The sequence below is a fragment of the Meiothermus sp. QL-1 genome (genome assembly GCF_003351145.1).
Lineage (GTDB): Bacteria > Deinococcota > Deinococci > Deinococcales > Thermaceae > Meiothermus.
Window position 1 is genome coordinate 1 of record NZ_QQSV01000004.1, and the last position, 13,507, is coordinate 13,507.

General features: G+C 66.7%; 15 protein-coding genes. 5 read left to right on the plus strand and 10 right to left on the minus strand.

What is annotated here, in order from left to right; all coding sequences use genetic code 11:
* From tnpA to DV704_RS06040, 10 genes are all read right to left on the minus strand, one after another.
* A partial coding sequence (tnpA, locus tag DV704_RS05995; RefSeq protein ID WP_369911002.1) for an IS200/IS605 family transposase occupies positions 1-261 on the minus strand: 261 nt, incomplete at its 3' end.
* Between the two features lie 105 nt (positions 262-366).
* Positions 367-1,218 (minus strand): bifunctional methylenetetrahydrofolate dehydrogenase/methenyltetrahydrofolate cyclohydrolase FolD, encoded by an 852-nt coding sequence (folD, locus tag DV704_RS06000; RefSeq protein WP_114798675.1) that lies wholly within the window; start codon positions 1,216-1,218, stop codon positions 367-369.
* Between the two features lie 68 nt (positions 1,219-1,286).
* Positions 1,287-1,739 carry a transcription antitermination factor NusB gene (gene nusB, locus DV704_RS06005; RefSeq protein ID WP_114798676.1) on the minus strand — a complete coding sequence of 151 codons (453 nt, stop codon included), beginning with the start codon at positions 1,737-1,739 and terminating at the stop codon, positions 1,287-1,289.
* On the minus strand, positions 1,729-2,061 hold the full coding sequence (locus DV704_RS06010; protein ID WP_114798677.1) for an Asp23/Gls24 family envelope stress response protein: 333 nt from the start codon (positions 2,059-2,061) through the stop codon (positions 1,729-1,731). The genes nusB and DV704_RS06010 overlap by 11 nt, the downstream gene beginning before the upstream one ends.
* A gap of 17 nt (positions 2,062-2,078) precedes the next feature.
* Positions 2,079-3,149 carry a branched-chain amino acid ABC transporter permease gene (locus DV704_RS06015; RefSeq protein ID WP_114798678.1) on the minus strand — a complete coding sequence of 357 codons (1,071 nt, stop codon included), beginning with the start codon at positions 3,147-3,149 and terminating at the stop codon, positions 2,079-2,081.
* Positions 3,150-3,163: 14 nt separating this feature from the next.
* Entirely contained in the window at positions 3,164-5,065 is a 1,902-nt protein-coding gene (locus DV704_RS06020) for an AMP-binding protein (RefSeq protein ID WP_114798679.1), read from the minus strand.
* Positions 5,062-5,817 carry an ABC transporter ATP-binding protein gene (locus tag DV704_RS06025; RefSeq protein ID WP_114798680.1) on the minus strand — a complete coding sequence of 252 codons (756 nt, stop codon included), beginning with the start codon at positions 5,815-5,817 and terminating at the stop codon, positions 5,062-5,064. Before DV704_RS06025 ends, DV704_RS06020 begins: the two co-directional genes overlap by 4 nt.
* 12 nt (positions 5,818-5,829) lie before the next feature.
* Positions 5,830-6,615, minus strand: coding sequence for an ABC transporter ATP-binding protein (locus DV704_RS06030; protein WP_114798681.1), 786 nt, complete (start codon positions 6,613-6,615; stop codon positions 5,830-5,832).
* A gap of 1 nt (position 6,616) precedes the next feature.
* Positions 6,617-7,531 carry a branched-chain amino acid ABC transporter permease gene (locus tag DV704_RS06035; RefSeq protein WP_114798682.1) on the minus strand — a complete coding sequence of 305 codons (915 nt, stop codon included), beginning with the start codon at positions 7,529-7,531 and terminating at the stop codon, positions 6,617-6,619.
* Between the two features lie 53 nt (positions 7,532-7,584).
* A complete protein-coding gene (locus DV704_RS06040; RefSeq protein ID WP_369911033.1) occupies positions 7,585-8,772 on the minus strand; it encodes an ABC transporter substrate-binding protein in 1,188 nt (395 codons plus the stop codon).
* Between the two features lie 320 nt (positions 8,773-9,092).
* Between DV704_RS06040 and DV704_RS06045 the strand changes: the two genes are divergently transcribed.
* From DV704_RS06045 to DV704_RS06065, 5 genes are read left to right on the plus strand one after another with little or no spacing between them, the layout of a single operon-like run.
* Entirely contained in the window at positions 9,093-10,109 is a 1,017-nt protein-coding gene (locus DV704_RS06045) for an ABC transporter substrate-binding protein (RefSeq protein ID WP_114798684.1), read from the plus strand.
* A gap of 53 nt (positions 10,110-10,162) precedes the next feature.
* The gene (locus DV704_RS06050; RefSeq protein WP_114798685.1) at positions 10,163-10,957 is read left to right on the plus strand and encodes an ABC transporter ATP-binding protein; all 795 of its coding nucleotides are present in this window, start codon (positions 10,163-10,165) and stop codon (positions 10,955-10,957) included.
* A complete protein-coding gene (locus DV704_RS06055; protein ID WP_114798686.1) occupies positions 10,954-11,709 on the plus strand; it encodes an ABC transporter permease in 756 nt (251 codons plus the stop codon). The genes DV704_RS06050 and DV704_RS06055 overlap by 4 nt, the downstream gene beginning before the upstream one ends.
* Positions 11,706-12,203: a 2-oxo-4-hydroxy-4-carboxy-5-ureidoimidazoline decarboxylase gene (gene uraD, locus DV704_RS06060; protein ID WP_114798687.1), complete on the plus strand. Its 498-nt coding sequence runs from the start codon at positions 11,706-11,708 to the stop codon at positions 12,201-12,203. The genes DV704_RS06055 and uraD overlap by 4 nt, the downstream gene beginning before the upstream one ends.
* On the plus strand, positions 12,200-13,507 hold the full coding sequence (locus DV704_RS06065) for a urate hydroxylase PuuD (RefSeq protein WP_114798688.1): 1,308 nt from the start codon (positions 12,200-12,202) through the stop codon (positions 13,505-13,507). Before uraD ends, DV704_RS06065 begins: the two co-directional genes overlap by 4 nt.

Sequence of the window (13,507 nt, forward strand, 5' to 3'; positions counted from 1 at the left end):
GAGTATCTTGGCCACGTCCGAGGGGGCCCACCTGGGCGGCACGGAGAGGAACAGATGCACGTGGTCGGGCATGACCTCCATGTCCAAAACGATCCAGTCCCTCATCGAGCAGGTCTCCCGGAATACCTGCATCAGCCTTTCGCGCACCTCGCCTACAAAAGCGTGCCTGCGGTACTTGGGGGTGAACACCAGATGGTAGTTCAGATTGTAATGTGAATGGCGTGTAGTGCGCTCTTTTGGCACGTGCATATGATAGCACATCCGCCGCCCACTATGCTATGGGCTCCTTCGGAGCACGTGGAGGAGTCCATGTATCCCCGGTTTGAAAACCGGGGGATTATAGATCCCCCACACCCCCTCTTTTCTCTAAACGCCCCGCCGCCAGCGGGCTGCCTTGACGGTGTTGTAAAGGAGCATGGCCACCGTCATAGGGCCCACCCCCCCGGGCACCGGGGTCAGGGCCGAGGCCACCTGGGCCACCTCGGGGGCCACATCGCCCACCAGGATATCGCGGCCCTCCGGGCTTTGCCCTACGCGGTTGATGCCCACGTCCACCACCACCGCCCCGGGCCGCACCATCTCAGGGGTGATGAGACCGGGCCTGCCCACAGCGACCACCAGGACGTCGGCCCGACGGCAGACCTCGGGGAGGTTATGGGTGCGGGAGTGGGCCAGGGTCACGGTGGCGTTCTCCCTGAGCATCAGCGCCGCCAGGGGTTTGCCCACCAAATTGCTGCGCCCCACGATCACCACTTCCCTGCCCGCCAAAGGAATGCGGTAATGCTTCAGCAGGCGCACCACCCCCGCAGGCGTACAGGACTCCAGCGCCTCCAGGCCCATCCAAAGCCGCCCGGTGTTGAGGGGGGTCAGCCCGTCCACGTCCTTCTGGGGGTCGATAGCCTGCAAAACGGCGTTGAAGTCGACCTGAGGCGGCAGGGGCGACTGCACCAGAATCCCGTCCACACCGGGGTCCGCATTCAAGCGGGCGATGTGGGCCAGCAGGGCTTCTTGGGGAGTGCCGGCAGGGAACACGTCCACCTGGCTGGACAGGCCTAGCCGTCTGGCCTGGCGGTCCTTGAGGCGCACGTAGGCCACCGAGGCAGGGTCGTCCCCCAGACGCACCACCCGCAGGTGGGGTACGTAGGGCATCTGGGCCAGAAGGGCCCGGAGTTCGGCGTATACAGCTTCGGCTACCGGAGGACCTGCAAGTCGCAACATCGCATCTCCTAGACTTTACGCAGAAGAGCAGGGCCAGCCATCCAGGCTGGTCGCCCAGGGCGAAGGGCTCAGTCCCGCTCGAGCTTGGCGGTTGCTTCGAACTCACCCGCCTCTATGCGCGCAAGCAGGCGGGCCAGCACCCCATTCACGAAGCGCCCGGAGTCCTCACCCCCATAGCGCTTGGCAATTTTCACCGCTACCTCGATCAGGGGGGCGTAGGGGGTAGGCTCGAACAGCATCTCGTAGGCCGCCAGGCGCAGCACCGAAAGGTCGGTCTGGGCCATCTGACCAAAGCTCCAGCCCTGGATGGTGGACCGAAGCGCCTCGTCCACCAAGGACCGCTGCGCCTGGTAGCCCTGCACCAGCCGGCTGGCAAAGGCCAGGCTTTCCTCGTCCAGCGCCTCCCCCTCCTCGGAGGCCTGGGCCTCCCTCACATGCTGCCAGGCCTCTTCCAGGGAAACCCCACCCACCGTGTGCTCGAAGAGGGCCTTGAAGGCCAGTTCGCGCGCCTTACGCCGCATGGGGCTCCTTGTATTCCACCGCCACCACGGTCACGTTCACCGCTTGCACCCTGAGGCCGGTGGAGGCTGTGATCACCTCGGCCACCGCCCGCTGGGCCTCCCGGGCCGCTTCGATGAGCGAACGCCCGTACTCCACGCTCAGGTTTAGGTCCACCGTAAGGTTGTCCCCGTCCCGCTCAACCCGCACCGGCCGGCCCCGCCGGGAAAACACCTCCCCCACGCTGCGGGCCGTGCCCTGGGCCAGCCGAACCCCCTTCTGTTCTTCCAAAGCCAGGGTCACCAGGCTCACGAGGGCCGACTCGGATAGGTCGTAATCCACCATACCCGTAGTTTACCGCCTCAGTAGGGCAGGGGCCAGGTGCGGAAGTAATCGCGAATCCTACCCCACAGGCCCACCAGGCCGCGGGGCTCCAGAATCAGAAAGAGAAGAATCAGCGCGCCAAAGGCCACGCTCCGCCAGGCCGCAAGCTGGGCCACGTATTGCGGCCCAAAAGCCCCGGCAATCACGCTCAGAAGCTCGGGAACGAGCACGATGAAGACCGAGCCCAAGACCGCCCCCAGGACCGTACCCGCCCCGCCCACGATCACAATCGCCAGGTACTGGATGCTAAAGGCCAGCACGAAGTTGTCCGGGGTCACCGCGCCCAGCAGGTGCATCAGGATGCCCCCCGCCACCCCGCCGTAGAAGGCCGAGAGGGCAAAGGCGGTGAGCTTGGCGCGTACCAAATCCACCCCTGAAAGCTGGGCCGAAAGGTCGTTGTCCCGCACCGCAAACCAAGCCCGCCCCGCTCGGGTGGAAAGCAGGCGCTTGGCGTAGAAAAACATGGGGATGGCGAAGGCCAGCCCGATGTAGAAGACCACCCGGTCATCGGCCAGCAGAAAGCCCAGAAAGGTTCCCTCGGCCGGCAGCTTGCGCCCGGCCACCCCGCCGGTGAACTCAACCCAGCGCTTGAACACATAGTCGGCCAGGAACTGAAAGGCCAGGGTGGCAATGGCCAGGTAAACCCCCTTGATGCGGAGGGAGGGTATGCCCAGCACCACCCCAATCGCCCCGGCCACCACCCCCCCCAGGAGGATGCCCAGGGGGGCCAGATCGCCCGAGAGGTGGCTCGAGACGTAGGCCCCCACCCCCACGAAGGCCGCCTGGCCCAAGGAGATCTGGCCGGCCCCCCCCACCAGGAGGTGCAGGCCCAGCCCGGCCAGCGCCGCCACCAGAATCTGGGTGGCCACGAACATGGGGTACTGGGGTAGAAAAAGCGGCAGGAGCAGCAGCCCCACCAGGGCCAAAGCCAGCCAAAAGCGGCCCTGCGGGGTGCTGGCATAGGCCTCGTCCTGGCGGTAGTCCTCGCGCACGGTGCGAGAGAAGCGGCGGCTGAAAGCGTCGGTCAGGGTCTGGCTCAGGCGATACATGCGTCCTCCAAAGTTCAGGCCCCTACCCGCTGCGGCTGGCCAGTAGAAAAGCCCACCTCGGCCACCCGCACCTCGGCCTCGAGCACCCCCTGTCCCTCCAGATAGCGGATGGGTAGGGAGAGCCGGACCTGCTCTGAACCGTCGTACAGCGCGCGCAGAAGCTCGGCGTAGCGCGACTCCACCGCCCCCCGCTTGACCTTGCGGGTGCGGGTGATCTCCTCATCGTCGGCGTGGAGCTCCTTGGGCAGGATGGCAAAGCGCCGCACCCTGAGCTCCTCGGGCAGGCTCTCGCAGGCCATGCGCAGCTCCTGGCCTATGAGGGCATAGACCTCGGGGTGGGCGGCCAGGCTTTGGTAGGTGGTGAAGACGATGCCCCGCTTGCGGGCCCAGTTCTGGGTGTTTTCCGGGTCAAGCTCAATCAGCGCGGTCACAAAGGGTCTCCCGTGTCCGATGACCACCGCTTCGCGGATGTAGGGCGAGTACTTGAGGCGGTTCTCCAAAAACTGGGGAGCAAAGCGGGTCCCATCGCTCAAGGCCCCCACCTCCTTGAGGCGGCCCAGGAGGATCAGGTGGCCGTTCTCGTTGAAAAAACCCGCATCCCCGGTGCGGAACCAGCCATCCTCGGTAAAGCTCTCCCGGGTGGCGGTCTCGTTTTTGAAGTAGCCGGCGAAGACCTGGGGCCCCCGCACCTGGATCTCGCCGTCGGGGGCGATGCGCACCTCGGTCTTGGGCAGGGGCTTGCCCACCGTCTCGGGCGGGGTGTCGCCGGGCAGGTGGGCCACGGTGGTGGCCGCGGTCTCGGACTGGCCGTAGACCTGGCGGATATCCACCCCCAGCGCACGGAAAAAGGTGAAGACCTCGGGGCCCAGGGGTGCTCCACCGGTGGCCGCGATGCGGCAGGCCGCCAGGCCCAGCCTGGCCCTGATGGGGCGGGCCACCAGTGGGTAGGCCAAAGCCCGGGCCAGGTTCAGGCCAAAGCCGATGGGCTCCTTGCGGAACTCGCGCTGGGCGCACTCCAGCAAAACCCCCATCCCCCAGCGGTAGACCGCCTTCTTGAGCCCATCCGCATCCTCCATGCGGCTCCTGATGATGGCCGCAGCGTCCTCCCAGAGCCGGGCTGGGGCCAGGTAGAAGTCGGGCTGGACCTCCTTCAAATCCTCCCGCAGGGTGGCGGGGTCCTCGGGGAAGTGCACCACCGTGCCGTCGGTGAGGCTGCGCACCACCGTAAGCATCTGCTCGCCAATCCAGGGCAGGGGCAGGTAGGAGAAGACCCATTCCCCTCCTCGGACGTCGATGGTGGCCCGGCCCGCCTCGGCCCCCGCGATGAGCTGGGCGTGGGTGAGCATGGCCAGCTTGCTGCGGGCGGTGGTCCCCGAAGTAGGGGCGAGCAGGGCCACCGTATCCGGCCCCACCCGGGCGCGGGCCGCCTCCACCGCCTGGCGCGCCGCCGAGCGGCCCATCTCCACCACCCGGCTGAAGGGCTGGATCTTCTCGCTCCAGTAGCGGCTCATCCCGGCCTCTTCCCAGACCAGCACGAAGCGCAGCTTGTCCAGGTAGGGCAGCACCTTGTCGAGCTGCTCCTCATCGGAGAGCACAACCCCTCGGCACCCGGAGAACTCGAGGAAGTAGCCCACCTCCTCCGGCATGGCGTCGGCGTAGATGCCCATGGGCATCACCCCCAGGGTCTGGGCGGCCAGCTCGGCCTCCACCCACTCCGGGGCGTTCTGGCCCAGAATGGCCAGCACCCCCCCAGGCTCCAGACCGAGCTGGAGCATGCCCCCCGCCAGCTCCCGCACCCGCTTTTCTAGCTGGGCCCAGGAGGTGGTCTGCCAGACCCCCAAGCGCTTCACCCGCAGGGCCGGGGCCTGGGGGCGGGCCTGGGCGTGGCGAGCCAGGTGGTCAAGCAGGGTCTTCACGCCGACCTCCCCAGATAGGCCTCGGCCACCCGCGGGTCCTGGCGCACCCCGGCCGGCGAGCCCTGGTAGAGCACCTCGCCGTACGACATCACCATCACCCCGGTGGAAAGCTCCAGCACCGCTTTGAGGTCGTGCTCCACCAGGACCAGGGTCACCCCCCACTCCCGCCTGGCGTCGAGCAAAAAGCGGGCCAGGTCCTGTTTCTCCTCCAGGCTCAACCCCGCCATGGGCTCATCAAGCAGCAAAAGCCGGGGCCGTCCGGCCAGGGCCCGGGCCACCTCCACCCGCTTCTGCAGGCCGTAGGGCAGGGCCCCGGCCGGCATGTGGCGGTAGGGCGAGAGGTGCAGGTAATCGAGCACCTCCTCGGCGTGACGGCGAATCCGCCACTCCTGTGGGGCTCGCGGCAGCAGGTCGGTATACCCTCCCACGGCCAGCTCGGCCCCCAGTTTGACGTTGTCCAGCACGGTCATGCCGCGGAAGAGCTCGAGGTTCTGAAACGTCCGCCCCAGCCCCATCCGCACCCGCTCCTGGGGACTTCTGCCCGCCAGGTCCTCCCCCAGGAAAACCACCCGGCCCCGCTGCGGCCTGTAGAGGCCGGAAAGCACGTTCAGCAGGCTGGTCTTGCCCGCCCCGTTGGGGCCGATAATCGCGAACAAATCCCCCTCGGCCACGCTGAAGCTCACCCCCACCAGGGCCTTCACCCCACGAAAGGAAAGGTGGAGGTCCTGGGCCTCCAGAAGCACCCTAGCCAAAACTCACCTCCCTCATACCCACCGCTTCCTCCGACGGTAGCGCTTGGCCTCGGCAAAGCCGCCCGCCACCGCCCCGCCCAGGTAGAACTCCATCACGTCGGCATCGGCCTGGGCCTCCTGCGCGGTGCCTTCGAAGACAATACGCCCCTGCTCCATTACATAGACCCGCTCCACAACGGAAAAAGCCGCCCGGGCGTTCTGTTCTACCAGCAGCAGGGTCAGACCCTTTTCCCGCCGCAGCGCGTCCATCACGTTCATAACCTCCTCGGTGAGCTTGGGCGAGAGGCCCAGGCTGGGCTCGTCCACCACCAGGATTTTGGGCTCGGTGAGGAGGGCCATCCCCAGAAGGAGCATCTGCTGCTCGCCCCCTGAGAGATACCCCCCCTGCTCAAAGCGGCGCTCGTAAAGGCGGGGAAAGCGAGCGAAGATCTCCTCGGTTATCTCCTTCTGCCGCTCGGGGGAAAGCCGGTGCCCGGCAGCCCGCAGGTTCTCCAGCACGGTGAGATAGCGGAAGATGGGGCGGCCCTCGAGGATGGCGGTCAGCCCCAGCGCCGCCACCCGCAAAGCCGGCAGGTGGTGGGTCTCCTGGGCATTGATGCGAATCCGCCCGTCCAGCACCCGCCCGTCGTACTGGGGCAGCAGGCCCGCGATGGCCCGCACCAGGGTGCTCTTGCCGGCCCCGTTGGGGCCCAGCAAGGCCACCGCCTCCCCAGCCCCGGCCCGCATGCTCACCCCCTGCAGGGCCAGGATGACCCCCCGGTAGACCACCTTGAGGTTCTCGACCTGTATTTCTGCCATGCTACACCCGCTCGATGCGGTGCTGACCCAAAAGGCCGTAGGGCCGGAACAAGAGCACCAGCAAGACGATCACAAAGGGGATGGCCTGGGTGATGCCGGGCAGGAGCGACTCCAGGTAAAGCTGCGAGAAGGCCTCAATCACCCCGATGATAAGCCCGGCCAGGACCGCCCCTGGCACCGAGTCAAAACCCCCCAGAATGGCCACCGGGAAGACCACCAGGCCCAAAAGGACCAGGTGGTGCCCCGGCCCCCCGCCCCCAGCCGCCCCGGCCAGAAAGGCCCCGCCCACGGTGGCCATCACCGCCGAGATGCCCCAGGCCACCGCCACCACCCGCGGGGCATTGATGCCCAGGGCCAAAGCGGCGGTCTCGCTTTCGGAGATGGCCCGCAGGAGAACGCCATAGCGGCTGTACTTGAGCATGGCGATGAGCAGAAGGGCCAGCGGAAGGGCCAGAACGAGGCTCCAGACCGCTTTGGAGGAGAGGAAAATCCCCCCCAGGCCAAAGGCCAGGTTGGGCACCTCCTTGGGCGGCTGGAAGACGTTGGCCGCCCCCATGGCCTTCTGCTCTGGGCCCCAGATGAGCAAAGCGGCCCCGTCCAGGGCCGAGGCCAGCCCGATGGTGGCCATGATCACCGCCACCACATTGCGCCCCAGAAGGGGCCGCACAAAAACCCGCTCCACCAGCACCCCGAAGGCGAAGGCCAGGGGCAAGGCCAGCAGGATGGCGAACAGCAGCGGGAAGAAAAGCGAGAAGGTGTAGGTGAGATAGGCCCCAATGAGCAGGAACTCGGCGATGGCGAAGTTGACCACGCTGGTCGCACGGTAAACCAGGACAAAACCTGCCGCTATGACCGCGTACAAAGCGCCGTTGGCCAGGCCGTTGAGGGCCGTTTGGATAGTTAGGGATAAATCCATGCTGCCTCAACATGCCCTGCGGGCCCAGGCCCGCAGGGCCTTCTGCGGGGCCTTTAGACCCGGGTGCCGTCAATCCAGTCGCTGATGGCGTCGAAGCGGCCATCCCGCACGTTGGCCCGCCAGAGCCTGGTGTAGGGCAGCCGGCGGCTGACCCAGCGCAGGTTGCGGGCCTGACCCCCGGCGTTGTAGTCGCCCAGGCTTTCCAGGGCCTCGATCATGCCCGGCCGGGTCAGCTTGCCCGCCGCGTGGGCCCGGCGCATGGCCTCGGTGATCACGTCCATGGCCATCCAGGTGCCCATGTAGTAGGTGGTGCGGTAAGAGAGGTCGCGGCCTTTGGCGCGGCGCAGGGCCCGAATCTGCTCTACTGCGGGCACCGTGGCGTCGTAGTAGTAGGCGTTGTGGTAGGTCACGATGAAGCCATCGGCCGCTGGACCCGCCCGCTGCATCAGGGCCAGTTCGGCCGAGTAGTAGGTGCCCATGAAGGTGGCCCGCACCCCCTGCTCGCGGGCCGCCCGCACCACCAAAGGCTCCACCGTGAGCACGTAGCCGTGGAGGATTACGAAATCGGGCTGGGCCTGGCGCAGCTTGGTCACGATGGGGGTGGCATCGGCGATGGCCAGCGGGGTAATCTCCTCCCCCACGATCTGGAAGCCCAGCCGGGCCGCCCGCTCCTTGATAAAGGGGATGGGGTCGCGGCCGAACTCGGAGTTGGAGTAGCAGAGGAAGATCCTAGCCCCCCGACCCCGCTGGAGGCGAATCTGCTGCAAAAGGGCCCCGGCCATATCGTTGTAGGTGGGGCCAAAGACGAAGATGGTGGGGTAGGTGTTGGGGTCGGCCAGCTCGTTGGAGAAGGAGGTGGCGGTGTAGGGCAGGCGCAGCCGGGTAATCTCCGGGGCCAGCGCCTTGGAAAGCCCGGTGGAGTTGCCGTACACGAAGACCAGCTCCTCCGCGCTCTCGCGCTGCACGATGCGGTTGAAGACCGCCGTGCCCCGGGCCACGTCGTAACCGTCGTCCTCCACGATCAGCTCGAGCCTGCGCCCCCCAATCCCCCCGCTGTCGTTCACCCGGTCGGTGAAGTCGCGAAAAGCCTCCAGCGCAGCATTCCCTGCGAAGGCGAAGGCCCCCGTCAGGGGAAGGATGGCCGCCAGCTTGACCGGGCGGGCCTGGGCCCGGGCAATCATCCAGGGGCTGTAGACGGTGGATGCAGCGATACCTGCTTTGAGTAGTTGCCGACGCGTTATTTTCATGTAGGCCTCCTATTAGGTTTTGTGGTGTCCCTAGAATACATGACCTACCGAAATTTGTGTACCCGGTTCAAAAGCGTCGTGCCTACTCAACTCCCAACGCAAGAACGACCCCCTTTTGGGGGCCGGTCCGCCATGGCGGTAGCAGCAATTTGAACAAAAGACAAATTTCTCAATAACACCAACCAACCCAGCAGGCAAAAAGTGGGCGATCGCCCCGTGCAAACCGACCTAAAAAGCAAAAAACCGTTGACATTGCGACGACCGCTGCCTATACTCGGCCCCAGGTGTTGCCGGCACCGTAAGGAGGTTTTCCCATGTGGACTCGAGGCTTGCTCGCTGCTTTATTCCTAGTCAGCCTGGGCCTGGCCCAGCCCCGCACCAACGTGCGCTTCACCCTGGACTTCGCCTTCCAGGGGCCCACCGCCCCCTTCCTCCTCGCACTGGACAAGGGCTACTACGCCGCTGAGGGGCTCAACGTGAGCATCGACCGCGGCTTCGGCTCGGCCGACGCCATCAGCAAGGTGGCCGCTGGCAACTACGACATGGGTTTTGCCGACTTCAACACCCTCATCGAGTTCAACACCCGCAACCCCAACAACCAGCTTTTGGCGGTCTTCATGGTCTACAACACCACCCCAGCCGCGGTCTTCACCCTCAAGGGCAGGGGCATCGCCCGGCCCACCGACCTGGCCGGCAAGACCCTGGCCGCCCCTGTGGGGGACGCGGGGCGCCGGCTTTTTCCGGTCTTCGCCGAGGCGGTGGGGCTCGAGGCCAGCAGGGTGAACTTCATCAACGTGGACGTGCCCCTGCGGGAGCCCGCCCTAGCCCGCGGCCAGGCCGACGGCATCACCGGCTTCTACTTCACCTCCTTCCTGAACCTGCGCAACCTAGGGGTAAGGCCCGAGGACATGGTCATCTTCCGCTACGGCGACTACACCCAGGACCTCTACGGCAACGCGGTGGTGGTGCGCCGCGACTTCGCCCAGGCCAACCCCCAGGCGGTCGCCGCCTTTCTGCGCGCCTTGGTAAAAGGCTTCAAGGACGTGGTCGCCAACCCCGACGAGGGCATCGCCGCGGTTAGGCGGCGCGACGGCCTTATCAACGAGGCGCTGGAGCGGGAGCGGCTTTTGCTGGCCCTGAACACCCATGTCCTCACCCCGGATAGCCGGGCCTTCGGGCTGGGCTCGGTGCGGCGGGAGCGGGTGGAGCGCAACATCCGCGCGGTGGCCAAGGCCTTCGAGCTGCCCGCCACCCTCCGAGTGGAACAGGTCTGGAGCGACCGCTTCTTACCCCCCCTGGCCGAGCGACGGGTGAGCGGACCGGCGCGCTAGGGCGTTTTGACACCCAGCTCCTGGAGGGCTAGACTCAGAGCCAAGGTACAAGCATGGCCTTTATCGAGCTAAAGGACGTCAGCCTGCGCTACGAAAACGGCTATCTGGCGGTGGAGGGGGTTAGCCTCTCGATCGCCCAGGGCGAGTTTGCAGCCCTGGTGGGACCCTCGGGCTGCGGCAAGTCCACGCTGCTCAGGGTCATCTCAGGCCTGCGGTCACCCAGCAGCGGCAGCGCCACCGTCGGTGGCCGGCCTGTGGGAGGCGCTGCGACCAGCATCGGTATGGCCTTCCAAAACCCCACCCTGATGCCCTGGCGCACCGTCTTGCAAAACATCCTGCTGCCCCTCGAGGTCTCCCCCAAGCACAAAAGGCTCTACCGGCAAAACCCCAGGCCCTACGTCGAGGCAGCCCGCGAGCTCATGGCCTCGGTGGGGCTGGCGGGCTTCGAGGACGCACGCGTGTGGGAGCTATCGGGTGGGATGCAGCAGCGGGCCAGCCTGTGCCGGGCCCTCATCCACCAACCCGATATCCTGATGCTGGACGAGCCCTTCTCGGCGCTGGATGCCTTCACCCGCGAGGAGCTGTGGCAGGCCATGCAGGTGCTGTACCTGAACCGCAGGCCCACGGTAATCCTGGTGACCCACGACCTGCGCGAAGCGGTCTACCTCGCCGACGTCATCTTCACCATGAGCGCCCGCCCAGGCCGCATCGCCCACACCCGCCGGGTGGAGTTCCCCAGGCCCAGGCCCCTCGAGCTCATCTATGATGAGGCCTTCGCCCGCACCGTGCGGGAGCTAAGAGAGGAGATCGGCGGGATGCGCACCCAGCTCAAGGGGGTGGGGGCGTGAACCGGGATGCCCTGGTGGCCGGGCTGGCCGCGGTAGGGCTCTTCCTCCTTTGGGAGCTGGGGGTGCGAATTTTCCAGGTCCCAAGCTTCGTGCTGCCCCCGCCCTCGCAGGCCCTGCAGTCCCTCCTCCCGGTCTGGGGGGTGGTGATGGGCCACGCCTGGCAGACCCTCTGGACCACCCTGGCGGGGTTCGGGCTGGCGGTGGCGGCAGGGGCGCTGCTGGGGGTCGCGGTGGGCACCTCGAAGCCCCTCAACCTGGCCCTCTACCCCCTGCTGGTAGGGTTCAACAGCGTGCCCAAGGCCGCTTTGGTCCCCGTGCTGGTGCTCTGGTTTGGCATCGGCACCGTTCCGGCCATCCTGACCGCCTTCCTCATCTCCTTCTTCCCCATCGTGGTGAACGTGGCCACCGGGCTGGCCTCCGTTCCCCCGGAGCTGCGGGAGGTACTCAGGGTCCTGGGGGCGAGCCGCCTGGAGGCCTTCACCCGGGTCTCCCTCCCCTTCTCCTTGCCCTACTTCTTCGCCTCGCTCAAGGTGGCCATCACCCTGGCCTTCGTGGGGGCGGTCATCTCGGAAATAGCTGCCTCGCAAAAGGGCATCGGCTACCTGATGACCTCGGCCAGCTCGCAGTTCAACGTGCCCTTGGTCTTCGGAGGGCTGCTGATAATCGCGGCCATGGGCATCGCACTCTACGCGGTCTTCGCCTTCTTCGAGCGCCGGATGGTGGGCTGGGCCTACCGCAGCCAGAACGTATGACCCTGGACGAGCTCAACCAGCTTTCCCGGGAGGCCTTCGTGGCAAGGGTGGGCTTCGTCTTTGAAGACTCGCCCTGGGTCGCGGACCGGGCCTGGGCCGAGCGCCCCTGGCCCAGCCTGGAAGCCCTCCACCAGAGCATGGTGCGGGTGGTGGAGGCCGCCCCCCGGGAGGCCCAGCTTGCCCTGATCCGGGCCCACCCCGACCTGGGGAGCCGGGCGCGCATGGCCCCTGCCTCACAGGCCGAGCAGCGGGGGGCCGGTCTGGACGCGCTCTCCCCCGCGGAGTACGAGCGCATTCAGGCCCTGAACCAGGCCTACCGCGAGCGCTTTGGCTTTCCCTTCATCCTGGCGGTGCGGGGCAAGGGCAAGCAGCAGGTTTTCGCCGCCCTGGAAGCCCGGCTCACCAACCCCCCGGAGGCCGAGTTCCAAACCGCACTCAGGGAAATCTACCGCATCGCTTACTTCCGCCTCGCCGATCTGCTCCACCAGCCATGAACATCCTCGACCAAGACCGACTGCGCCTGGTAAGGTGGCCCTGGATTCTGGCCCTTCTGGCCCTCTTCGCCCTGGGCCTCTTCCTGACCCTGCACAACGGATGGCAGGCCCACGCCAGGGAGTGGCTCGGGTTGGTGGTGCGCTGGCTGCACATCATATACGGGATTGCCTGGATTGGGGCCAGCTTCTACTTCATCTTCCTGGAAAACGCCCTGGAGCGCCACGGGGTGCGGGCTGAGCTCTCCGGCAACCTCTGGGCCATCCACGGAGGGGGCATCTACTACCTGGAGAAGTACAAGACCGCCCCCGCCGAGCTGCCCCGGCACCTCCACTGGTTCAAGTGGGACGCCTACCTAACCTGGGTCACGGGGTTCTTGCTCCTGGTCATCGTCTACTACGCCGAACCCAGGGCCATCCTGCTGGCCCCGAACAGCCCCCTCCCCGGCTGGGCAGCCATCCTGATTGCGGTGGGCAGCCTGGCCATTGCCTGGCTGGTCTACGCGGCCCTATGCCGCACCATCCTGCTCTACCGCCCGGCGCTGTTCTTGCTGGTGGGTGGGGCGCTGGTGGCCCTGGCTGCCTACCTGATGGGCCAGGTCTTCAGCGGGCGGGGCACTTTCATGCACATTGGAGCCATGCTGGGCACCATCATGGCCGGCAACGTCTTCTTCGTAATCATCCCCTCGCAAAAGAAGCTGGTGCGGGCCGCGCAGAAAGGCGAGGCGCTGGACCCCGGCTTCGTGGCCTGGGTGCAGCTCCGCTCCCGCCACAACAACTACCTGACCCTGCCGGTGCTCTTTACCATGATTGCCCACCACTTCCCCACCACCTACAGCCACGGGGCCAACTGGCTCATCCTGCTGTTGCTCTTTGGAGCCGGGGTGGCGGTGCGGCACTTTATCAACGTGACCGAGAAGGAGCACAAAAGAACGGTGGTGGAGGGCGGGGCCATGCCTTACCTGCTGGTGCTCGCCGCGGCTTTGGTGCTGGCGGCCTTCTACCTGACCGCCCCTAAGCCCATCCAGGCCACCCAGCCGGTCAGCTTCGCCGAGGTGCAGGCCATCGTGCGCCAGCACTGCCACATGTGCCACGCCGCCAAGCCCACCCAGCCCGGTTTCGCCTCGGCCCCGGGCGGGGTGGCGTTCGACACACCCGAGCAGATCGTGGCCCAAGCCGCCCGAATCAAGCAGACCACGGTGGACACCAACTACATGCCCCTTCTGCTGCCCGGGGTGCCCCCTCTGAGCGAGGAGGACCGAGCCAAGCTGGGGGCCTGGGTAGCCCAGGGCGCCAGAGGACCCTAG